We start from the raw sequence: 21,637 nt of genomic DNA, 5'->3' as shown, positions 1-21,637 counted from the left end.
CTACCGGATAGGCGAACGATTCACGCGCCGAGCCTCAGCCGAACTTCGGCAGGTGCGCGAGCGACGCGGCGACCGCTTCGGCAGGATAGTCGTAGTTTTCGAGCTGGCCGGAGAAGTAGCGCTCGTAGGAGCTCATGTCGAAGTGACCATGGCCGGTGAGGTTGAAGAGGATCACCTTCGGTTCCCCCGTGGCCTTGCACGCGATGGCCTCGTCGATGGCGGCGCGGATCGCGTGGCAGGACTCGGGTGCCGGGATGATGCCCTCGTTGCGCGCGAACATGACGCCGGCCTCGAAGGTGGCGAGCTGCGGCACCGCGACGGCTTCGAGCAGGCCCTCGTGGTAGAGCTGCGACACCAGCGGCGAGTCGCCGTGGTAGCGCAGGCCGCCGGCGTGGATGCCGGGCGGCATGAAGTCGTGGCCCAGCGTGTACATCTTCATCAGCGGTGTGAAGCCGGAGGCGTCGCCGAAGTCGTACGCGTACTGGCCCTTCGTCAGCGTCGGGCAGGAGGTCGGCTCGACGGCGACGCAGCGCAGATTTTCGGCGCGCTTGTCCCCCGAGGCCTTGTCGGCGAGGAAGGGGAAGGCGAGGCCGCCGAAGCTCGAGCCTCCGCCGCAGGGGCCGAGGACGACATCGGGGTAGAGGCCGATCTTGTCGAACTGCTTCTTCGCCTCGAGGCCGATGATGGTCTGGTGCAGCAGCACGTGGTTGAGCACCGAGCCGAGGGTGTAGTTCGTGTCGGCGCGGCCGGCGGCTTCCTCGACCGCTTCGGAGATCGCGAGGCCGAGCGAGCCGGGGTTGTCGGCATCCTTGGCGAGCGCGTCGCGGCCGGTCTGCGTCATCTCCGACGGGCTCGCGAACACTTCGGCGCCCCAGGTCTGCATCATCAGGCGGCGGTAGGGTTTCTGCTGGTAGCTGACCTTGACCATGTAGACGCGCACTTCGAGGCCGAACATCTGGCCGGCGAAGGAGATCGACGAGCCCCACTGGCCCGCGCCGGTCTCGGTGGTAAGGCGCTTGATGCCGGCCTGCTTGTTGTAGAAGGCCTGCGGCACTGCGGAGTTGGGTTTGTGCGATCCGGCCGGGGAGACGCCTTCGTACTTGAAGAAGATCTTCGCCGGGGTGCCGAGCGCGCGTTCGAGGCGCACGGCGCGCATCAGCGGGCTGGGTCGCCAGATCTTGTAGATCTCGCGCACCTCGTCGGGGATCGCGATCCAGCGCTCGGCGCTCATCTCCTGCTCGAGGATCTGCCCGGGGAAGATCGCCATCATCTGCTCGGGACTCACCGGCTTGCCGTCGGCTCCGAGCGAGGGGGAGGGCGCGTTGGGCATGTCGGCGACGACGTTGTACCAGTGCGTCGGGATCTCGTTCTCGTCGAGCAGGATGCGGGTCGGTTCGGTCATCTGGTCTTCTCCCTCGTTATCGTTTGGCGGTGGTGCGACGCGCCTCCCTACGGCGTGTCGGGCTGTGTGGCGGCGACCGCGAGGCCCTTGAGGACCAGGTTGTCGACGCGGCGGAACGGGATCTCCAGCACTTCGGCGAGCGTGTCGGCGCCGCCGCCGCTCAGCAGGCACAGGGCGCCGGCGTCGTGCGCGATGTGCCGGAACATGCGCTCGACGGCGCCGGCCTGTGCGTTGAGGCAGCCGGAGGCGATGGCGTCGGCGGTGTTGCGCGGGGCGTCGACGAAGCGGCCGGCGGCGAAGGGCAGCTGGGCGGTGTCGCGGGCGAGCGAGCGGCGCATCAGTTGCTCGCCGGGCAGGATCAGGCCGCCGCGGAAGAGGCCGTCGGCGTCGAGGATGTCGATCGTGGTTGCCGTGCCGGCGCTGACGACGAGACAGGCGGCGGAATGCAGGGCGCGCGCACCGATCAGTGCGGCCCAGCGGTCGGTGCCGAGCTGGCCGGGCTGGTCATAGGCGTTGCGTATGCCGCAGCACGCGGCCGACGAACGCAGCCATTGCGGTGCGGGGGCGTGGCCGTGCAGGGCCTGTGCGATCGCGTCGGCCACAGCGGAGCCGGCGACGTTGGAACCGAAGACCCTGACGATGCCGGCGTGGCCTTGCGCGAGGGCACCGAGCTCGTCGACGCACGCATGTTCGAGCGCGCCTTCGCCCTGCCACACATCGTCGCCGAAAAGGCCCCATTTGACGCGCGTGTTGCCGGCGTCGATCAGCAGGATCACTGTGCCGCCCTCAGCGAGACCTCGCCGGTGAGGATACGGGTCAGGCCCGTGTCGGTGCGCAGGAGCAGGGCGCCGTCGTCGTCGACGCCGGCGCAGATGCCGGTCATCTCGTTTCCGTCGCCGGTGATGCGCACGGGCAGATCGGCGAAGGCGTTGCGCTGCTGCCAGGCACCGCGCAGCGCGGGGAAGCCGGCGGCGGCGTAGGTGTCGAACAGGGCGTACAGTTCGGTGAGCACCGCAGCGAGAAGGCGGTTGCGGTCGGGCAGCGTGGCGACATGTTCGCCGAGGTCGGTGACGGCGGGCTGGTCGGGGATCCGCGTTCCCGCGGGCAGATGCAGGTTGATGCCGATGCCGACCACCGCCGCGGGGGTGCGGCCGCGGCCGGGCAGCAGTTCGACGAGGATGCCGGCGAGCTTGTGGCCGTGCACGAGCACGTCGTTCGGCCACTTGAGCTGCAGGCCCTGCACGCCGAGTATTTCCAGCGCACGGACGACGGCGAGGCCGGCGACGAGCGACAGTCCGGCCGGCACCGGGGCGCCAGGCGCGAAGCGCCACAGGGTCGAGAAGGTCAGGCTGCCGCCGGGCCACGATTGCCACTGGCGGCCGCGCCGGCCGCGTCCCGCGGTCTGCCGTTCGACGACGACGACGTGGATGCGTCCATCGTCCGCCGGCGTTGCGTCCATGAGCACGCTGTTGGTGGAGGCGCACTCGTCGAGCACCTGCACGTCGAAGGTGCCGGCGAGATCGCCGAGTTGCTGGTGGATGGCTGCGGCGTTCAGCGGCGCGTCGGAGGGGGATGCACTCAAGCCGGTCTTCCCGTGCGGTACGTGAAAACCTGCATTATCCGTCATTGCATGCGCATGCACGAGTGTGGTGCGTTGCATTCCGGCCGGCGCGGGGGCTCCGGCGGCCGGACCATCGTGGCCTCAGGCCGGCGGTGCCGCCGGGCGTCCGTCGTCCATGCCGAGTTCCTGGATCTTGCGCGTGATCGTGTTGCGCCCGATTCCCAGCAGCTGTGCGGCTTCGATGCGGCGGCCCCCGGTGGCGCCGAGCGCGCGACGGATCAGCGTGCGTTCGAAGTCGCGCGTGAGGCGGTCGAATACTTCACCCGGCGAGGTCGCAATCAGGCGGTCCGCCTCGAGTGCGAGCCCGTCCGCCCAGCTGATCGGCGCTTCGCGGTCGGGCTGGGCCTTCATGTCGGGCGGCAGGTCGGCGATCTCGACGACCTGGCCGGGTGCCATCACCGTGAGCCAGTGGCACAGGTTCTCGAGCTGGCGCACGTTGCCGGGGAAGGGCAGGGCCTGCAGGTACTTGATTGCCGCGTCGGACACGCGCTTGGGCCCCACGCCGAGGTCCTGAGCGCTTTTCTGCAGGAAGTGCTGGACCAGCAGCGGGATGTCCTCGCGGCGTTCGCGCATCGGCGGCAGGCGCAGGCGGATCACGTTGAGGCGGTGGAACAGGTCTTCGCGGAACAGGCCCTGGCGGACCCGGTCTTCGAGGTTCTGGTGGGTCGCCGCGATGACGCGGACGTTGGCGCGGATGGGTTGCTGGCCGCCGACGCGGTAGAAGTGGTTGTCGGAGAGCACGCGCAGCAGGCGCGTCTGCAACTCGGCGGGCATGTCGCCGATTTCGTCGAGGAACAGCGTGCCGCCGTCGGCCTGTTCGAAGCGTCCGCGCCGCTGGGCGGCTGCGCCGGTGAAGGCGCCGCGCTCGTGGCCGAAGAGTTCCGATTCCAGCAGGTCGCGCGGGATCGCCGCGGTGTTGATCGCGATGAACGGGGCGTCGGCGCGCGGGCTGTGGCGGTGCAGGGCGCGCGCGACGAGTTCCTTGCCGGTGCCCGATTCGCCATTGATCAGCACGGTCGCGTGCGACTGGGCGAGGCGGCCGATGGCGCGGAAGACTTCCTGCATCGCGGGCGCCTGGCCAAGGATCTCGGGCGCGAGCGCAGTGCTCTCCGATGCACCTTTCTGGTGCGAGCTCTGTGCGATCGCGCGCTGCACCAGTGCAACGGCCTGATCGACGTCGAACGGCTTGGGCAGGTATTCGAAAGCGCCGCCCTGGAAGGCCGACACCGCGCTTTCCAGGTCCGAGTACGCGGTCATGATGATGACCGGGAGTTGCGGGTGCAGCGTCTTCACCCGCTTGAGCAGGCCGAGGCCGGACTCGCCCGGCATGCGGATGTCCGAGATCAGGACCTTGGGCGGCACCGGTTCGATTTCCAGCGCGGACAGCGCCTCGTTTGCGGACGAGAAGCTGCGATGCGGGATGTCCTCACGGCCGAGTGCCTTTTCGAGCACCCAGCGGATGGAGCGGTCATCATCAACGATCCAGACGGTGTTCATTATTTAATGCACCTTTTTGGTGCGACCATGCATCTTCTTGGGCGTCAGGCACGGTCGATGATCGGCAACAGGATGGTGAAGCAGGTGCGGCCCTTGCGGCTTTCGACTTCGATCATGCCTTGATGTTGCTCGACGAAGCTCTGTGCCAGCGAGAGACCGAGGCCGCTCCCCCCTTCGCGCCCCGAGACCAGCGGATAGAAGATCTTGTCGCGGATCTCATCCGGAATGCCGGGGCCGTTGTCGATTACTTGCAATTCCAGTGCCAGCTTGAAGCGACGCTTCGCGAGTGTGACCTGGCGCGCGACGCGTGTGCGCAGGCGGATCTCGCCGCGGCCCTCCATCGCCTGCGCGGCGTTGCGCGCGATGTTGAGGATGGCCTGGATGAGTTGTTCGCGGTCGGCGGTGAGCTCGGGCAGGCTCGTGTCGTAGTCGCGCCGGATCGTGATTTCGGGGTACTCGGCGAGGATCAGGCGGCGCACGCGTTCGAGCACGTCGTGGATGTTGAGCTGGTCCGGTCGCATCATGCAGTGCGAGGTCAGCAGGCGGTTCATCAGGTCCTGCAGGCGGTCGGCCTCGGCGATGATGACTTCCGTGTATTCGCGCAGCTGCGGGTCGGCGAGTTCGCGTTCCAGCAGCTGCGCGGAGCCGCGGATGCCGCCGAGCGGGTTCTTGATCTCGTGGGCGAGGTTGCGGATCAGCTCGCGGTTGGCCTGCTGCTGCTGCAGCAGCTGTTCCTCGCGTGCGACGCGCAGTTGCGCGTCGATCGGGCGGAATTCGAGGAGCAGGCGCAAACCCGCCGCTTCGGCCGGGCTCACGGTGCAGTCGACGTGCAGCGGCTCGGCGTTGGGGCGGGCGATCTTGAGATCCTGGCCGGTGTAGCTCCAGTTCTTGCGCAGTGCGTTGTCGAGCGCGGCGGACAGGCCGGCGGGTTCGCCGAGGAGCTGTGACAACGGTGCGCCGACCAGGCGCCGGTGGCTGACGGCGAAGAGGTTTTCGGCGCCGGCGTTGAGGTAGCGGATCAGCAGATGGTCGTCGACGACGACAACGGCCGACGACAGCAGATCGAGCCCGGCGAAGGGGCCTGCGAGACCGGGGGTTTTGGGCGTGTTCGGCATGGGTGTGTTCTCGGAATCCCTTGTGGTCTCGCAAAAAACACGCCAGGTCGCAGTTGCCCCTACTTCAGGTTGCCGAGTTCCTTCCGGAGGGCCTCGACGTTGCGCTGGTGCAGTTCGACCGTGTCGCGCAGCGGTTGCAGTCGGTTCTGGACGAGGGGCAGCCGGCGTTCGGCGCCCTGGTAGCGGCCTTCCTGCTCGGCGACGGCTTTTTCCGCTTCGGCCAGGGCGGCTTCCTCGGTGGCGAGTTCCTTTTCCAGCACCTGACGGCGGGTGTCGTCGCGGGCGCGCTGTGCGTCGGGGGCGACGCGCGGGAAATTCGACGGGGTCGGTTGTGAAGCGGAAGACGATCGCTTCGGCGGGGCGGGAACCGAGGACACGGTTTGGTCCTCGCTGAGCTGCTTGCAGCCGCGGCCCTGGTTGCGGTCGTTGGTGTAGGTGACGGCGCCGTTCGCGTCCACGCACTTGAAGACCTGTGCCTGGGCCAGGGGTGACACGAGCAGAAGGAGCAGTACCGGAAGTGTTCGCATGTCCGTCGGTCGGAGAGTCAGGGATGCATCCGGTGGCGCGACGGGCCTCCCGCAATGCATACGTGGGGCATTAGACCCCATAAAAAAGGGACGGGCAATGCCCGTCCCCCTTCGACCTCAGTGCAATCCGGAGATTACAGGCTGTAGTACATGTCGAATTCCACCGGGTGGGTGGTGATGCGCATGCGGTCGACTTCAGCGGACTTCAGGCCGATGTATGCATCGATGAAGTCGTTCGAGAACACGCCGCCGCGGGTCAGGAACTCGCGGTCCTTGTCGAGGTACTCGAGCGCCTGGTCGAGGCTGGTGCACACGGTCGGGATCTTTGCATCCTCTTCGGGCGGCAGGTCGTACAGGTTCTTGTCGGCCGGATCGCCCGGGTGGATCTTGTTCTGGATACCGTCCAGGCCGGCCATCATCAGGGCCGAGAAGGCGAGGTACGGGTTGGCCAGGGGGTCCGGGAAGCGCGCTTCAATGCGGCGACCCTTCGGGTTGGCCACGTACGGGATGCGGATCGAGGCCGAACGGTTGCGGGCCGAGTAGGCCAGCTTGGTCGGAGCTTCGTAGTGCGGCACGAGACGCTTGTACGAATTGGTGCCCGGGTTGGTGATCGCGTTCAGCGCACGGGCGTGCTTGATGATGCCGCCGATGTAGTACAGCGCGAGTTCCGACAGGCCCGCGTAGCCGTTGCCCGCGAACAGGTTCTGGCCGTCCTTCCAGATCGACTGGTGCACATGCATGCCCGAGCCGTTGTCGCCGACGATCGGCTTCGGCATGAAGGTCGCGGTCTTGCCGTACTGGTGTGCGACGTTGTGCACGATGTACTTCAGGACCTGCGTCCAGTCGGCGCGCTTGGTCAGCGTGCTGAACTTGGTGCCGATCTCGCACTGGCCGGCGTTGGCGACTTCGTGGTGATGCACTTCGACCGGCACGCCAGCGGCCTCGAGCGCGAGGCACATCGCGGCGCGCACGTCGTTCAGGCTGTCGACCGGCGGAACCGGGAAGTAGCCGCCCTTGACGCGCGGACGGTGGCCGGTATTGCCGCCTTCAAACTTGTCGGCGGTCGACCACGCGGCTTCTTCCGAGATGATCTTGCTGTACACGCCCGACATGTCGATGTTCCACTCGACGGAGTCGAAGATGAAGAATTCGGGTTCCGGGCCGAAGAAGGCGGTGTCGCCCAGGCCGGTGCTCTTCAGATAGGCTTCGGCGCGTTTGGCGATCGAGCGCGGGTCGCGGTCGTAGCCCTTGCCGTCCGACGGTTCGATGACGTCGCAGGTCAGTACCAGCGTGGTTTCGTCGAAGAACGGGTCGATGTAGGCCGTGCCCGCTTCGGGCAGCAGGATCATGTCGGAGGCCTGGATGCCTTTCCAGCCGGCGATCGACGAGCCGTCGAAGGGGTGGCCGTGCTCGAAGTGGTCTTCTTCGAAGGCGGACACCGGCAGGCCGACGTGCTGCTCCTTGCCCATGGTATCGGTGAAACGCAGGTCAACGAAGCGGACTTCGTTTTCCTGGATCATCTTCATGACTTCTTGAGCGTTCATATTCACTCCTGATGAGAAGAGGCGAAAGCGGTTGTTGGTAACGGAAAACTTCCGATGGAGCGGAAGAAAGCAGTATCCGTGCCATACGTAAGTTCGACATTGCCGGGCATTGTGCCACAAGGGCGACTGCGCGTATCACGGACGCGCGCGAACCGGCCGCGCAAGGCTGCGGCCGACCCCCGCGGGAGAAGGGACGGGAGATGGCGCGGGAAGGATTGCAGACCCGGGCGAGGGGCGAGCAGGGGTGTGCGCACCGAAAATGTGCGCACTGCGCTGTCAATGCGCCAAGATAGTGCAATGCAACCCAGAATGGTGATGGCCCGGTAGTGAGGACACTCCGCGAACAGGGCGTCGACGTGCACCAGCGCCTCGCGCACTTCGGGGTGTGCGGTGCGCACGCGGAAGCTCACCGTGTCGGAAATCTGGTGTCCGTCACGGTGATGCGTGGGGCGGCCTGGATGTGGGAGTCGCACCACGCGAGCGTGACGCGCTGTATGCCGCGGCTGCGCGGCTCGTCGGCGCCGCTGCGGCGCGACTTGCCTGATGGCGGGTGGTCCATGGCGCCAGCGGTATGGGTATACTCAGGTTCCGATCGAGCAATTCTATCCGGATGGATGCAATGGGAAAGTTGACCGACCTGCTCCGCCTCGCCCAGCAGCGAGCGCAGGAGATGAAACTCCCGTATGCGGGCGCGCTCACGCCGGCCGAGGCCTACGAGGTGTGGCAGCTCGCGCCCGGCGCGAAGCTTGTCGACGTGCGCACGCGTGCCGAATGGGATTGGGTCGGCCGCGTGCCCGGCGCCGTCGAGATCGAGTGGATGGGCTATCCGGGCAACGTCGGGAATTCGCACTTCCTCGCGCAGTTCGGGCGCGAAGTCGATCCCGAGGCGCTGGTGATGTTCATGTGCCGTTCGGGGGCGCGCTCCGACAAGGCGGCACGGGCCGCCACGGAGGCCGGCTACCGGAGCTGCTACAACGTGCTCGAGGGATTCGAGGGCGACCGCGATGCGAACGGCCAGCGCAACCGCATCGGCGGCTGGCGTCATGCCGGACTGCCCTGGCATCAGGGTTGAGCACGGGCTCCCGGTGTCCTCAGCGATTTGACACGCCGGCGCGCAGCCGGTTTGATTGATGATTCTTGCGACCGAAGTACAGACGACGATGCAGACCGCCACCATCAGTTTCGACCGATTCAATGTCCTGCGTGACGACGAGGCCCAGGAGCGCATCCGTGCCGCGCGCGCGCGTCTCGGCGAGCGGGCCGTGCTGCTGTGCCATCACTACCAGCGCGCCGATGTGTACCAGCATGCCGACCTGACCGGCGACTCGTTGAAGCTGTCGCGGCTCGCGTCGCAGACCGACGCCGAATTCATCGTGTTCTGCGGTGTGCATTTCATGGCCGAGGTTGCGGACATCATGTCGCAGCCGCACCAGAAGGCGATCCTGCCTGACCTCGCTGCGGGCTGTTCGATGGCGGACATGGCCAACCTCGCGAAGGTCGAGCGCTGCTGGCGCGAGCTGCGCGAGGTGCTCGGCACGCCCGACGCGCTGATCACGCCGGTCACCTACATCAACTCGGCAGCGGACCTGAAGGCCTTCTGCGGCGAGCACGGCGGCATCGTGTGCACGTCGACGAACGCGCCGGTGATCCTCGACTGGGCCTTCGCTCAGCGCGAGAAGGTGCTGTTCTTCCCCGATCAGCACCTGGGGCGCTGGACGGGCTACAAGAAGGGCATTCCGCTCGAGCAGATGGTGGTGTGGGATCCGGACCTCGAATACGGCGGCCTCACGCCGGAGCAGATCCGCAACGCGAAGATCCTGCTGTGGAAGGGGCACTGCTCGGTGCACCAGATGTTCCAGGAAAACCATATCCGCCGCTGGCGCATGCAGCATCCGGAAGGTCTCGTGATCTCGCATCCGGAAAGCAGCCTGGACGTATGCGTGAATTCCGACTACGTCGGCTCGACCGAGTACATCATCAACGTGATCAAGAACGCCGCGCCGAACACGCGCTGGCTGGTCGGCACCGAGCTGAACCTGGTCAATCGCCTGGCCGAGGAAGTGAAACCGGAAGGCAAGATCGTGCAGTTCATGGCGCCGACGGTGTGCATGTGCTCGACGATGCAGCGCATCGACCCGCAGCATCTGGCGTGGACGCTGGAGAACCTCGCCGACGGCAAGATCGTCAATCACATCCAGGTGCCGCCGCACGAGGCCGAACTCGCGAAGGTGGCGCTGGACCGGATGCTGGCGGTGTCCTGACCAAGGGTGCGGAGGCCAGACCATGAAGCTGCGCGTCTGCACCTACAACATCCACAAGGGGTTTTCGCAGTTCAATCGCCGCATGGTGATCCACGAACTGCGCGACCGCCTGCGCAGCCTCGACGTCGACCTCGTGTTCCTGCAGGAGGTGCAGGGCCTGCACCTGGGGCATGCGAGCCGCCACCCGAACTGGCCCGAACCGCCGCAGCACGAGTTCCTCGCCGAGGAGGTGTGGCACCAGACCGCCTACGGCGGCAACGCGGTGTATGACCACGGCCACCACGGCAACGCGATCCTGAGCCGGTTTCCGATCGTCTCGACGAGCAATCAGGACGTCTCCGACCACCGCTTCGAGCGCCGCGGGCTGCTGCATTGCGAGGTGCAGGTGCCCGGGGTCGAGTTGCCGGTGCACTGCGTGTGCGCGCACCTGGGACTCTTCGCGGCCAGCCGGCGCAGGCAGATGGAGGCGCTGGCCGACCGCATGGAGCGCCTGGCGCCGGACGGTGCGCCGCTGATCATTGCGGGCGACTTCAACGACTGGCGCAACCGCGCGCAGGATCTGCTGGTCGAGCGGCTGAGCGTCCGGGATGCGTTCGATTCCGGGTACGGTCGTCCGCCACGCAGTTTTCCGAGCAGGATGCCGGTGTTCCGGCTGGATCGCATCTACGTGCGGGGCTTCTCCGTGAGGCAGGCCGACGTGCATTCCGGCCCGCCCTGGTCGCGGATCTCCGATCACGCCGCCCTGACCGCGGAACTGGAGTCCGCCGGGTGAGCGTCTTCCTCGGCGGCAATGCGATCACGCTGCTGGAGAACGGCTCCGACTATTTCCCCGCCTTGATGCTGGCGATAGAAGGCGCCGAGCGCGAGATCTTCCTCGAGACCTACATCTTCGAGAACGACGGGGTCGGCTCTCGGGTAGCGACGGCGCTGGCGCGCGCGGCCGCGCGCGGTGTCGCGGTGCGCGTGCTGGTGGACGGTTTCGGCGGCCGCGCCTTCGTGCGTTCGGTGATGCCGGGCCTCGCCGCCGGCGGTGTCGGCGTGCAGATCTATCGCCGCGAACTGCGCGTCTTCGCGATGCGCCGCCACCGCCTGCGCCGCCTGCATCGCAAGCTCGCGGTCGTCGATGGGCGCGTGGCCTTTGTCGGCGGCATCAACATCGTAGACGACCTGACGCGCCACGGCCCTCCTCACCCGCGCTACGACTACGCGGTGCGCGTCGAGGGGCCGCTGGTCGAGCCGATCCTGCATTCGGTGCATCACGTGTGGCGGCTGGTTGCGTGGGCCGGGCTGCGGCAGCGGCGTCCGCAGCCGCTCGTCGCGCCGGCGCGCACCGAGCCGGCGGGCAACGTGCGCGCGTGCTTTTTGATCCGGGACAACCTGCGCCATCGTCGCGACATCGAGGAGGCCTACCTCGATGCGATCGATGCGGCCCGGCGCGAGGTGGTGATCGCCTGCGCGTATTTCTTCCCCGGGCGGCGCTTTCGCCAGGCGCTGGTCGATGCCGCCGAGCGCGGCGTGGAGGTGGTGCTGCTGCTGCAGGGAATGTCGGATCATCCGATGCTGCAGTACGCAACGCGTGCGTTGTACCCCTTCTTTCTCTCCCGCGGCATCCGCCTGTTCGAGTACCGGCAGAGCGTCCTGCACGCGAAGGTCGCCGTGGTCGACGGTCAGTGGGCGACGGTCGGGTCGAGCAATATCGATCCGTTCAGCCTGCTGCTCGCGCGCGAGGCGAACGTCGTGGTCGACGATGCGGGCTTTGCCGCAGACCTGCGCAGCAGCCTCGAACGGGCGCGCGCGAACGGCGCACACGAGCTGCGCAGCGGGGACTGGGGGCGCTTGTCGCGGCTGCGCCGGGCGGCGACCTGGGCGGCCTATCAGGTGGTGCGTCTGGCGATCGGCGTGGCCGGCTACGGCCGGCACAGCTGAGGCCGTGCCGGGCTGAACTCGACCGGGACGGCAAAGTCGAAGGGTTGTTCGGCGCCGCGCGATGCGCGTCGCGCAGGTGCCGCCCACCCCAGGAGGTGTCCCATGGAACCGCCGCTCCACACGATGAACAACCTGTTTGCCCAGCTCGGGCTGCCGTCCGACGAATCCGCGATCGAGCGCTTCATCGCCGCGCACGCGCCTCTGCCGTGCGGCGTGGAGCTCGCCAAGGCGCCGTTCTGGTCGCCGCAGCAGGCGGCTTTCCTCAGCGAGGAGCTGAAGGAGGACGCGGACTGGGCCGAGATCGTCGACCAGCTCAGCGCGCGCCTGCGCTCCTGAAACCCGCGCCCGCGTGCCGCGGTGCGGCGCGCGGCGGGGAGAGCCAACATGGAAGACCGCATCATCTCGGTCGTCAGCGGGGCGAGCCGCGGGCTCGGGCGCGCGGCGGCACACCGCCTCGCGACGATGGACGGCTATCTGGTCGTCGCCACCGCGCGCAATCCGGACGACCTCGAGCCGCTGCGCTCGAAGCTCGCCATCAGCGGCCACGTCGTCGAGCCGCACCAGCTCGACATCACCGACGACGCCTCGGTGATTGCGCTGCGCGACTGGATAGCGGGGCGCTTCGGACGCGTCGACGTGCTCATCAACAACGCCGGCATCCTGATCGATCGCCACTCGACCAGCATCCTCGAGCTGCCGCTCGAGCAGGTGCGTGAGACGCTGGAGACGAACCTGATCGGGACGCTGCGCCTCACGCAGGCGCTGGTGCCGCTGATGCGCTCGAGCCGCGCGGGGCGGGTCGTCAATCTCGCGTCGAGCATGGGGCAGCTGGCGGAAATGGATGCGGGCACGCCCGCCTACCGCATGTCGAAGACCGCGCTCAACGCGCTGACGCGCATCCTTGCGGCCGAACTCGCGGGAACCCGGATCAAGGTCAATTCGGTATGCCCCGGCTGGTGCCGCACGGATCTTGGCGGGCCGGAGGCGCCGCGCCTGCCTGAAGAGGGCGTCGAATGCGTCGTGTGGGCGGCGACGCTGCCCGAGGACGGGCCGACCGGCGGCTTCTTCCGCGATTGCCAGCCGATCCCCTGGTAGGGCGGCGTCAGGATACCGTCGCGGCGAGCCCGGCCGGCGCCTGCGCCTGACTCCGTCGCGGCACGCGATCGAGCGCCCAGTTTGCGCAGGCCCACGCCCACAGCCCGGACAGCGGCCCGCGCGCGAGCTTGGCAGGTGGCGTGTGGCCGAGGAACTCCAGCCCGGTGGCCAGGGCGGCGGCGGGCGGCAGGGCGTCGATCGGTGCGGCGAGCGTCTGCTTGGAGAGCTTCTCGCCCGCCGCGTTGACGACCACCGGCAGGTGCGCATAGCCGGGTGTCGGCACGCCCAGCAGGTGCTGCAGGTGGATCTGGCGACCGGTCGAGCCGAGGAGGTCGGCGCCGCGCACGATGTCGGTGACGCCCTCTGCCGCATCGTCGACGACCACCGCGAGCTGGTAGGCGAACTGCCCGTCGCCGCGCAGCACGACGAAGTCGCCGACCTCCCGCGCGAGATCCTCTTCCTGCCGGCCCTGGATGCGGTCGTCGAACGCCACCGTCCCTTGCGCGCGCACGCGCCACGCGTGGGCGCTGCGGCCGGGCGGCAGGCCGTTGCGGCAGGTGCCGGGGTAGATGCGCGAGCCGTCGCGCGCGAGCGCGGAGTCGGCCATCTCGCGGCGCGTGCAGGCGCACGGGAAAACGTGGCCGGCGGCCCTGAGCTGTTCGAAGGCGGCGCGGTAGGCGTCCAGCCGCCGGCTCTGCCAGACGATGTCGCCGTCCCACTCGAAGCCGAAGCGCGCCAGCGTCGCGATGATGGCGTCGGCGGCGCCGGGGATCGTGCGCGGGGCGTCGACGTCCTCGATGCGCAGCAACCAGCGGCCCCCGCGGCTGCGCGCCTCCAGATAGCTGCCGATCGCGGCGACGAGCGAGCCGAAATGCAGCGGCCCGGTCGGGGAGGGCGCGAAGCGGCCGATGTACGGTAAGGGGGCTGGGGGCATGGGGCGGAGGACGTCGCGGGCGCGGCGCTGCGCGTTCGCAGGGGCGCAAGGGCGCAAGGCGCGCATGATAACATTGCGCGCCGCGGCGACCTGCCGCCGCCGCGGGGCGCGGGCTGCACCCGAACCGCCCGCGCTATCCGACCACGCTCCCTGCCAAGGCCTCCCGCCCCGCCCCATCGTGACGCCCGATTCCCGAAACCTGTACGGCTTCTACCTGCTGCTGGGCGTGGTGTATCTGGGCGGTCTGTGCGTGCCGCTGATGAACAACGATTCGGCGCACCACGCGACGATCGCGCTGCACATGCATCTCACCGGCGACTATGCGTCGCTCGTGACCCAGGGCGAGCCCTATCTGGACAAGCCGCACCTGCTGTTCTGGCTCGCGGCCGGCGCGTACAAGCTGCTGGGCGTCACGACGCTCGCGTTCAAGCTGCCGTCGCTGCTGTTCAGCGTGCTGGGCGTCTACGCGACCTACGGGCTTGGGCGGGTGCTGTATTCGCGCGAGGTCGGGCGGGTCGCGGCGCTGATTCTCGCGAGTTCGCTCGCCTTCATCCTCGCGAACAACGATGTGCGCATGGACGCGGTGCTCACTGCGGCGATCGCGTTGTCGATCTGGCAGCTCGCGGAGTTCGCCACCTACCGCCGCTGGCGCAATCTCGTACTTGCCGCGCTCGGACTCGCGCTGGGATTCGCGACCAAGGGGATGATCGGCGTGGCGATGCCGGCGATCGCGATCTTCGTGCATCTGCTGTACCGCCGCGACTGGCGCGGGCTCTTCGATCCGCGCTGGCTGGTGCTCGCGCTGCTGACCCTGGTCCTGGCGACGCCGGTACTGTGGGCCTATCACCGCCAGTTCGGCATCGACGGCGTGAAGTTCATCCTGTGGTCGCAGAACTTCGAGCGCCTGTCCGGCGGTCGTTTCGGCACGGCAGGGGGAAGCGATCCGCTGTTCTTCTTCCACACCTTCGTGTGGGCCTTCCTGCCGTGGAGCCTGCTCGGCGCCGCGGCGGTGTGGGCGCGCGGGCGTGAACTGGTCGCGGCGCGCCTGCGGCCGGTGCCCGGGCAGGAGATGCTGACGCTGGGCACGATCGCGGTGATGTTCGGAATCATCTCGAGCTCCGGGTTCAAGCTGCCGCATTACCTGAACATCCTGCTGCCGCTCTTCGCGGTACTGCTCGCGTCCTGGCTCGTGCCGCGCATGCGGGCGCCGGCGCCGCGCGGCGCGAAGCTGGCGCAGGGGCTGGTGTGGGCCCTGATGGGCGTGCTGGCGCTCGCGTTCAACGCGTGGGCCTTCCCGCTCGACCGCGTCGCAGTCGGCGCGGGCGCCGTGGCGCTGGCGCTCGCGGGAGTCGTGCTGGCGCGTCCGGCGCAGGGCATGGCGCGGCTGGTGTTCGCCTCGGTGGTGGTCGCGGCGGTGTTCAATTTCCTGCAGAACTTCAATTTCTATCCGCAGCTGTTGCGCTACCAGGCGGGCAACAATCTCGCGCTGGCCTTGCAGGCGCGTGGCATTGACGTCGGTGGGGTGCGGCATTTCGGCGCGCGCGCGAACAGCTTCGATTTCTACACCGGACAACTCGCGCAGCCGGTGACGCTCGACGAGTTGAAGGCGACGCGCGGGGCGGTGCTGGTGTACGCGGGCGATGCGGGGCGCAAGGCGATCGAGGAGGCCGGACTGAGGGTCGAGGAACTCGCGGCGAGTCCGGAGTTCCGCGTCACGCGGCTCAGCATCCGTTTCCTCGATCCGCGCCGGCGCGAGGAAACCTTGTCGCGCCACTACGTGCTGCGCGTTTCGGGGGAAGATCGGCAATGAATCGGAACGCATCGGGCGGGCTGCGTGCGTTCGCGCTCGCAGCGATCGCCGGCGTGAGCGTGTGGGCGGCCTGGCCGGGCTTCCACACGGCACCGGCGGCGGGGTTCGTCGCACCGGCTGCGGCGGAGCGCGTCGGCAAGGGTGGCGAGCCGATGCTCGCCACCTTCGTCGTGAATGCGGCCGAACCGGCGCGCGTGCATGCCGCGTCGATCGCCGCACTGCCCGACGGGCGCCTTTTCTCGACCTGGTTCGGCGGCTCGCGCGAGGGCGCGACCGACGTGAAGGTCTATGGCGCCTTCTTCGATCCTGCAGCCGGACGCTGGGGCGAGCAGCTCACGCTCGCGACGCCCGCGCAGACCTCGCGCGACCTCGGCCGCCTCGTGCGCAAGATGGGCAACCCGGTCGCCTTCATGGTGCCGTCGGGCGAGCTGTGGGTCGTGTATGTGAGCGTGACCCTGGGAGGTTGGGCGACCAGCCACCTCAACCTGATCCGCTCGGCCGACATGGGGCGAACCTGGACGCCGGCCACGCGCCTCGTTGCCTCGCCCTTCTTCAACCTGAGCACCCTCGCGAAGGGTTTTCCGGTGTTCTTCGACAACGAAGACATCGGACTGCCCGTGTATCACGAGATGGCCGGCAAGTTCGGCGAGCTGCTCGTGCTCACGCCCGAGGGCAGGGTGCGCCGCAAGGAGCGCCTGGATCACGGCGACCGTTCGCTGCAGCCGGTGATTCTGGTCAAGGATGCGCAACACGCGGTCGTGCTGCAGCGCTTCGCCGGCGAGACCAAGCCGCCGCGCGCGTGGCGCAGCGAGACGCGCGACGGCGGGCGCACGTGGTCCGCCGTCGAAGCGAGCGATCTTGCGAACCCCAATTCGGCGCTGGCCGCGCTCGCGCTGGAAGACGGCCGCCTGATCGCGGTCGCCAACGACACCGAGGACGAGCGCCTGCGCCTGACGCTGCTCGTGAGCGAGGACGACGGCCGGCACTGGCGTGCGATTCACCGCTTCGAGGACCGCGAGGACTTCCTCGGCCGCAGCTTCGGCCCGGACGTGCTGCGTCCGCTGCTCGCGAAGGATGTCGCGTCGCTGGGGCCTGGGCCGGCCGCCGATTCCGTCGTGCGCAACGCGGAGGCCAACCTGTGCCGCGGCGAGACCTGCGCGTGGCAATACGACTATCCCTATCTCGTGCGCGGTGCCGACGGCGACTTCCACCTCGTGTATACGTGGAACCGCTCGTTCATCCGCCATCTGCGCTTCAATCAGGCATGGCTGGAGGCAAGGCTGTGATCCCTGCGCTATTCGATTCCCTCGCCTGGGCCTGCGCGTTCGCGTTGTGCCTGCCGGGGCTGCGCCGACGGCCTGCGTACGGCGCGGTTGCGGTGCTCGTGATCGCCGCCCTGCTGTGGCTGCCCGTCGGCGGCACCAGCCTGCTGGCCGTGCTGCGCGGTGCAGCGGGGGCAGCGTCGGTGACGACTGCGGCGACGCTCGCTGCCCTGCTGTGCGCGCGCTGTGCGTGCGAATGCGTCTTCCCGCGCGGCGAGCGCGCGCTCGTCGCCGCGCTGGCCGCCGCCGCCGGGCTGCTGTTCTACCCGCCCGCGCTGGGGCTCGGTGCCATCGACCCCTATGCGTGGGGCTACGGCGGCGCGCTGATGCCGCTGGCGGTCGGTGCGCTCGCGCTGGCCGCGGCTGCGACCGGGCGCTGGACGATTGCCGGGGCGCTCACGGCCGCGCTGGCGATGTGGCGGCTGCAGCTGCTCGAATCGACCAACCTGTGGGATTACCTGATCGATCCGTTGCTCGCGTCGGGCGGGTTGATCTGGCTGATTGTCGGCGCCTGGCGCGGGAAATCGGTGAAGCGCGCGGGATGCAGTCCCGCCGCGGCCAGATCCTCGGCGAACGCGGGTGACGCGAGGTAGGCGAGTTCCGTCTCGCGCGGCGTCGTGAGCACGTCGCAGGCACGCAACTCGTCATCGACGCGGCCCGGGTGCACATGCACGAGCGGCCGTGGGCCGCTGCCGGCGAGGAAGGACTGCATCAGCGTGCGGAACGGAACCCGGCCGGAAAAGTCGTGCAGGCCGGCGAAGCCGTCGTTGGCGGGCAGCCCGTGGCGGCGCAGCAGCCGGTGCAGGCCGAGGCCGAGCGATGAGATCAGCAGCGCCTTCGGCAGTGCCGTGCGACGGCGCACGCAGCGCGCCAGCGGCTCCCGGCAGTCGCGCACCCACACGGACCCGGACGGGTAGCGGCGCAGCAGCTCCTCGACCAGCGCTTCGCGGATGCCCGGCAGCACGTGCGCGTGCTGGTGGCCGTCGACGTAGTCCGGCGCGGCGTTCCAGGCGTCTTCGAAGGCGTCGAGCTGCGCGCGCAACTCGTCGCGGATCGCCTGCCACGGCAGCGCCCGTGCGAGCGCGCGCGGCAGCAGCCAGCCCATCGCCGGGAGCCGTCCTGCCTGGGCGAGTCCGACTGCAGCGGTGAGTGGCACGTGATCCGTCAGCGTGAGGTGCAGGCCGACATCGGCCGGATGTGCCGCGACGGTTTCGCGCAGCAGGCCCGCGCGCCGTTTCCAGTCCGGCAGCGGGGTCATGCAGCTCGTCGCGGACAGGCGCCCGGCCGCGATCAGCCCGGCGATCGCGGCGCTGACGCCCGGCGCGATGCCGTAGTCGTCGGCACAGACGATGATAGGGCGGGTCGGTCGGCGGTCGGCGGGGGGCTGTTCGTTCATGGCCCCCCTTATAGCGGCTCGCGCGTCAACGCGCCAGAGCCCGTTTGCGTTTATCCTGCGAGGTTTGGCGCCTCGCCCATTCATCATCCGCCGGAATAACGTGTCAGCTCCCACCACCCGCGCCACCGTGCGCGTCGCCCCATCCCCCGTGTCCGCGCCGCTGTTGTCGGTCGTGATCCCGCTGTACAACGAAAGCGGCTCGCTCGGGGCCCTGCACGAGCGTCTGAAGGCGGCGATCGCGGACCTGCCGCTGGCCGGCCACGAGTTCGTCTTCGTCGATGACGGCAGTCGCGACACGACCTTCGACGAGGTCGCCGCGCTGGCGGCCATCGATCCGGCGATCCGGGCGATCCGCTTCGCGCGCAACTTCGGCAAGGAGGCCGCGATGGCGGCCGGCCTGCGTGCGGCGCGCGGCGACATCATCGTGCTGATGGACGGCGACCTGCAGCATCCACCCGAACTCATTCCCGAGATGCTCGCGCGCTGGCACGACGGCGCGAAGATGGTCACCGCGGTGCGCCGCTCGCGCGACACCGACCCGTGGCTGCGGCGCCAGCTCTCGCGCGGTTTCTACGGGCTCTTCAAGCGCGTGTCGGAAGTCGCGCTGGAGGAGGGGGGAGGCGACTTCCGCCTCTTCGACCGTGCGGTCGTCGATGCGATCAACAGCCTGCCCGAGCGCACCCGTTTCATGAAGGGCATCACGAGCTGGGTGGGCTTCCGCCAGGAGACGATCGACTTCGAGCCTGCCGAACGTGCCGCCGGGGCTTCCGCGTGGTCGCTGCTGCGCCTGCTGCGCTACGCGATCGACGGCCTGTCGGCCTTCAGCACGCTGCCGCTGCGTGTGTGGTCGATGATCGGCGTGTGCATTTCCGGGCTGTCGGTGCTGTACGGCGGCTGGCTGGTCGTGCGCACGGCGATCTTCGGCATCGACCTTCCCGGCTACGCGTCGATCATCGTCTCGGTGCTGTTCCTGTCCGGCATCCAGCTGATCAGCCTGGGGGTTCTCGGCGAGTACGTCGGACGCATCTTCACCGAGGTCAAGCAGCGCCCGCTGTACCTGGTCTCCGAACGCATCGGCTTCGACGAGGCCGCGAAGTGAGCGCTCCCGCGGTCGCTCCGGGCGCGCCGATCGCGTCCGCAGGCCTGCTGTCGCCGCAGTTCGCCTTCCGCCTCGCGCTGGTCGTCTTCGCCGTCCTCGGCGCCTACGTGCTGTTCTCGTTCGACCAGCACGGCATCAGCAACGACGAGGAAGTGCAGCACGTCTACGGGCGCCTGCTGCTCGACTTCTATGCTTCGGGCTTCGCCGACCGCAGCGCCTTCGCGTACAAGAACCTCTATCTCTACGGCGGCCTCTTCGACCTGATCGCCGCAGCGCTCGAACGCATCGTGCCGCTGAACGTGTGGGACCTGCGCCACCTGCTGTCGGCCGGCTTCGGCGTGCTCGGCCTGGCCGGGACCTGGCTGCTCGCGCGCCTGCTGCTGGGCGAGGCCGCGGGGCTGGTCGCGCTGGTGCTGCTCGCCCTCACCGGGGCGTGGTCCGGTGCGATGTTCACGCACACCAAGGACGTGCCCTTCGCGACGACGATGGTGTGGTCGCTGTATTTCACGACGCGCTTCGCGGCCCGTCTGCCGGCGGTGAAGGCGGGCGACCTCGTCGGTCTCGGCATCGCGATCGGCTGCGCCTTCGGCCTGCGCGTCGGTGCCGTGTTCGCGGTGTTCTACCTCGGCGTCGCCGTGCTCGCCGCGGCCTGGCTGAACGGCGAGGATCTGCGTGGACGGCTGGCCGTGCTGCGCCGCGCGGTCCTTGCGCTGCTGCCCGCGGCGGCGCTCGCGTTCGCGCTGCTGGGCCTCTTCTGGCCGTGGGCGGTCCAGTCGGGCGGCAACCTCGTGAAGGCGATGACGACCTTCTCGCGCTTCTCGTTCGAGCTGTACACGATCCTCGACGGGGCGGTGATGAAGAACGGCGACGTGCCCGGCCGTTACCTCGCGAGCTACCTGCTCGTGCGCCTGCCGGAACTGTTCCTGCTCGGCATCGCGCTCGCCGCGTTGAGCGGATTGCGCGTGCTGCCCGGCCTGTTCGCGTCGGCACCCGCGCGTGCGCAGGCCCTGCGCTGGCTCCCCGTGACGCTCGCCGCGGCGTTTCCGCTCGCCTATACGCTGCTCGCCGCACCGCCGCTCTACAACGGCATCCGGCATTTCACCTTCCTGCTGCCGCCGCTGGCGGTGCTTGCCGCCGCCGGCCTGGTCGCGACCGCGGCCCGCGCGTCGCGCTGGCCCAAGGCGCGGCTCGCCGCGGTCGCGGGCTGCGGCCTGCTGGCCGCGACCCACCTCCTCACCCTCGTGCGCCTGCATCCCTACGAGTACGTCGCGTACAACGGATTCACCGGCGGTCTGCGCGGTACCGAAGGGCGTTGGGAACAGGACTACTGGGGCGACGCGCTGCGTGAGGCTGCCGGTCTCCTCAACGTCTACGTCGCTGCGGAGGGCGTGGCGCCGCGGATCTGGACCGTCGCCGTGTGCGCCGAGTCGGTGCAGGGCACGGCCTGGCTCGCGTCGGGGCTGGAGGTCACGCGCGACTGGCGCGCGGCGGACTTCTTCCTGTCGCCGACGCACATGGACTGCGATACGGCGGTGAAGGGCAAGATCATCGGCGAGATTTCGCGTGAAGGCGTTGCCCTTGCGGTCGTGCGCGACCGCCGCATGCTCGTCGGCGCCGATCGCGAGCCGCGCCCGCCGCAATGAGCGACACCGACCGTCTGCGCGGCCACGCAGGTCGCTTCCTGCGCTTCGCGCTCGTCGGCGCGATCGGCACCGTGGCCCATTACGCGCTGCTGCTCGCGCTGGTCGAGGGTGCCGGCGTCGATCCGATCGCCGGTTCCGTCGCGGGCTTCCTGCTCGGCGCGCTGGTCAACTACACGATGAATCGCACCCTGGTGTTCCGCTCCGACCGCGCGCACGCGGAGGCGCTGCCGCGCTTCCTCGCGATCGCCGGCATGGGGCTGTGCTGGAATGCCCTGCTGATGTATCTGTTCGTCGATCTTGTCGGCGTGCACTACCTGATCGCCCAGATCGTCACGACCGCCATCCTGCTCGGCTGGCACTACGTAGGCAACGCCCTGTGGACCTTCCGCAAGCGTCCGGCCGGTAACCGCGGTGGGCGGTAGAATAGGCGCTCCATCGCACATCG

At 68.8% G+C, this 21,637-nt stretch carries 21 protein-coding genes; 11 read left to right on the top strand and 10 right to left on the bottom strand.

Translation table 11 applies throughout. The annotated features are described in order from the left end of the window. Window positions 1-34: 34 nt before the first annotated feature. From BW991_RS21785 to BW991_RS24495, 8 genes are all read right to left on the bottom strand, one after another. Entirely contained in the window at window positions 35-1,402 is a 1,368-nt protein-coding gene (locus BW991_RS21785; protein ID WP_076604208.1) for a TrpB-like pyridoxal phosphate-dependent enzyme, read from the bottom strand. Between the two features lie 47 nt (window positions 1,403-1,449). Continuing rightward, window positions 1,450-2,178: a type III pantothenate kinase gene (locus tag BW991_RS21780; RefSeq protein WP_076604207.1), complete on the bottom strand. Its 729-nt coding sequence runs from the start codon at window positions 2,176-2,178 to the stop codon at window positions 1,450-1,452. Beyond that, window positions 2,175-2,984, bottom strand: a complete 810-nt coding sequence (locus BW991_RS21775) for a biotin--[acetyl-CoA-carboxylase] ligase (RefSeq protein WP_170879155.1) — start codon at window positions 2,982-2,984, stop codon at window positions 2,175-2,177. The genes BW991_RS21780 and BW991_RS21775 overlap by 4 nt, the downstream gene beginning before the upstream one ends. A gap of 120 nt (window positions 2,985-3,104) precedes the next feature. Further along, entirely contained in the window at window positions 3,105-4,520 is a 1,416-nt protein-coding gene (gene ntrC / locus BW991_RS21770) for a nitrogen regulation protein NR(I) (RefSeq protein WP_076604206.1), read from the bottom strand. 44 nt (window positions 4,521-4,564) lie between these two features. Continuing rightward, the gene (glnL, locus tag BW991_RS21765; protein ID WP_076604205.1) at window positions 4,565-5,635 is read right to left on the bottom strand and encodes a nitrogen regulation protein NR(II); all 1,071 of its coding nucleotides are present in this window, start codon (window positions 5,633-5,635) and stop codon (window positions 4,565-4,567) included. Window positions 5,636-5,694: 59 nt separating this feature from the next. Further along, window positions 5,695-6,162, bottom strand: a complete 468-nt coding sequence (locus tag BW991_RS21760) for a DUF4124 domain-containing protein (protein ID WP_076604204.1) — start codon at window positions 6,160-6,162, stop codon at window positions 5,695-5,697. Window positions 6,163-6,296: 134 nt separating this feature from the next. Beyond that, on the bottom strand, window positions 6,297-7,706 hold the full coding sequence (gene glnA / locus BW991_RS21755; protein ID WP_076604203.1) for a type I glutamate--ammonia ligase: 1,410 nt from the start codon (window positions 7,704-7,706) through the stop codon (window positions 6,297-6,299). A 406-nt stretch (window positions 7,707-8,112) separates the two neighbouring features. Then, window positions 8,113-8,265 (bottom strand): hypothetical protein, encoded by a 153-nt coding sequence (locus BW991_RS24495; RefSeq protein WP_170879153.1) that lies wholly within the window; start codon window positions 8,263-8,265, stop codon window positions 8,113-8,115. Between the two features lie 60 nt (window positions 8,266-8,325). Between BW991_RS24495 and BW991_RS21750 the strand changes: the two genes are divergently transcribed. The 6 genes from BW991_RS21750 (at window position 8,326) to BW991_RS21725 (ending at window position 12,988) form a co-directional block, all read left to right on the top strand. Next, window positions 8,326-8,778: a rhodanese-like domain-containing protein gene (locus BW991_RS21750; RefSeq protein ID WP_076604202.1), complete on the top strand. Its 453-nt coding sequence runs from the start codon at window positions 8,326-8,328 to the stop codon at window positions 8,776-8,778. A gap of 88 nt (window positions 8,779-8,866) precedes the next feature. Continuing rightward, on the top strand, window positions 8,867-9,967 hold the full coding sequence (gene nadA, locus BW991_RS21745) for a quinolinate synthase NadA (protein WP_076604226.1): 1,101 nt from the start codon (window positions 8,867-8,869) through the stop codon (window positions 9,965-9,967). Window positions 9,968-9,989: 22 nt separating this feature from the next. Then, window positions 9,990-10,739: an endonuclease/exonuclease/phosphatase family protein gene (locus BW991_RS21740; RefSeq protein ID WP_076604201.1), complete on the top strand. Its 750-nt coding sequence runs from the start codon at window positions 9,990-9,992 to the stop codon at window positions 10,737-10,739. Continuing rightward, entirely contained in the window at window positions 10,736-11,893 is a 1,158-nt protein-coding gene (gene clsB / locus BW991_RS21735; protein WP_076604200.1) for a cardiolipin synthase ClsB, read from the top strand. The genes BW991_RS21740 and clsB overlap by 4 nt, the downstream gene beginning before the upstream one ends. A 102-nt stretch (window positions 11,894-11,995) precedes the next feature. Next, window positions 11,996-12,229: a DUF2789 domain-containing protein gene (locus tag BW991_RS21730; RefSeq protein WP_050414512.1), complete on the top strand. Its 234-nt coding sequence runs from the start codon at window positions 11,996-11,998 to the stop codon at window positions 12,227-12,229. Window positions 12,230-12,277: 48 nt separating this feature from the next. Next, window positions 12,278-12,988 (top strand): SDR family oxidoreductase, encoded by a 711-nt coding sequence (locus BW991_RS21725; RefSeq protein ID WP_076604199.1) that lies wholly within the window; start codon window positions 12,278-12,280, stop codon window positions 12,986-12,988. A 7-nt stretch (window positions 12,989-12,995) separates the two neighbouring features. On the opposite strand, the gene gluQRS is transcribed toward BW991_RS21725, so the two are convergent. Next, window positions 12,996-13,922: a tRNA glutamyl-Q(34) synthetase GluQRS gene (gene gluQRS, locus BW991_RS21720; protein WP_076604225.1), complete on the bottom strand. Its 927-nt coding sequence runs from the start codon at window positions 13,920-13,922 to the stop codon at window positions 12,996-12,998. Window positions 13,923-14,100: 178 nt separating this feature from the next. Here gluQRS and BW991_RS21715 point away from each other — a divergent pair, with 178 nt between their 5' ends. Together BW991_RS21715 and BW991_RS21710 are read left to right on the top strand one after the other, a co-directional pair. Next, window positions 14,101-15,732 (top strand): ArnT family glycosyltransferase, encoded by a 1,632-nt coding sequence (locus BW991_RS21715; RefSeq protein ID WP_076604198.1) that lies wholly within the window; start codon window positions 14,101-14,103, stop codon window positions 15,730-15,732. Beyond that, window positions 15,729-17,018: a sialidase family protein gene (locus BW991_RS21710; RefSeq protein ID WP_076604197.1), complete on the top strand. Its 1,290-nt coding sequence runs from the start codon at window positions 15,729-15,731 to the stop codon at window positions 17,016-17,018. The genes BW991_RS21715 and BW991_RS21710 overlap by 4 nt, the downstream gene beginning before the upstream one ends. A gap of 490 nt (window positions 17,019-17,508) precedes the next feature. Here BW991_RS21710 and BW991_RS21705 read toward each other — a convergent pair whose 3' ends face one another. Continuing rightward, window positions 17,509-18,450: a ChbG/HpnK family deacetylase gene (locus BW991_RS21705; RefSeq protein WP_076604196.1), complete on the bottom strand. Its 942-nt coding sequence runs from the start codon at window positions 18,448-18,450 to the stop codon at window positions 17,509-17,511. A gap of 172 nt (window positions 18,451-18,622) precedes the next feature. Here BW991_RS21705 and BW991_RS21700 point away from each other — a divergent pair, with 172 nt between their 5' ends. From BW991_RS21700 to BW991_RS21690, 3 genes are read left to right on the top strand one after another with little or no spacing between them, the layout of a single operon-like run. Next, on the top strand, window positions 18,623-19,549 hold the full coding sequence (locus tag BW991_RS21700) for a glycosyltransferase family 2 protein (RefSeq protein WP_076604223.1): 927 nt from the start codon (window positions 18,623-18,625) through the stop codon (window positions 19,547-19,549). After that, a complete protein-coding gene (locus BW991_RS21695) occupies window positions 19,546-21,192 on the top strand; it encodes a glycosyltransferase family 39 protein (protein WP_084205191.1) in 1,647 nt (548 codons plus the stop codon). The genes BW991_RS21700 and BW991_RS21695 overlap by 4 nt, the downstream gene beginning before the upstream one ends. Then, window positions 21,189-21,614, top strand: a complete 426-nt coding sequence (locus BW991_RS21690) for a GtrA family protein (protein ID WP_076604195.1) — start codon at window positions 21,189-21,191, stop codon at window positions 21,612-21,614. The genes BW991_RS21695 and BW991_RS21690 overlap by 4 nt, the downstream gene beginning before the upstream one ends. The last annotated feature ends 23 nt before the right edge of the window (window positions 21,615-21,637 follow it).

The organism is Aromatoleum tolulyticum (assembly GCF_900156155.1).
In the GTDB taxonomy this organism is placed as follows: domain Bacteria; phylum Pseudomonadota; class Gammaproteobacteria; order Burkholderiales; family Rhodocyclaceae; genus Aromatoleum; species Aromatoleum tolulyticum.
Note: the sequence above shows the minus strand (reverse complement) of the source record. Positions and strands in the feature narration are given on the sequence as shown.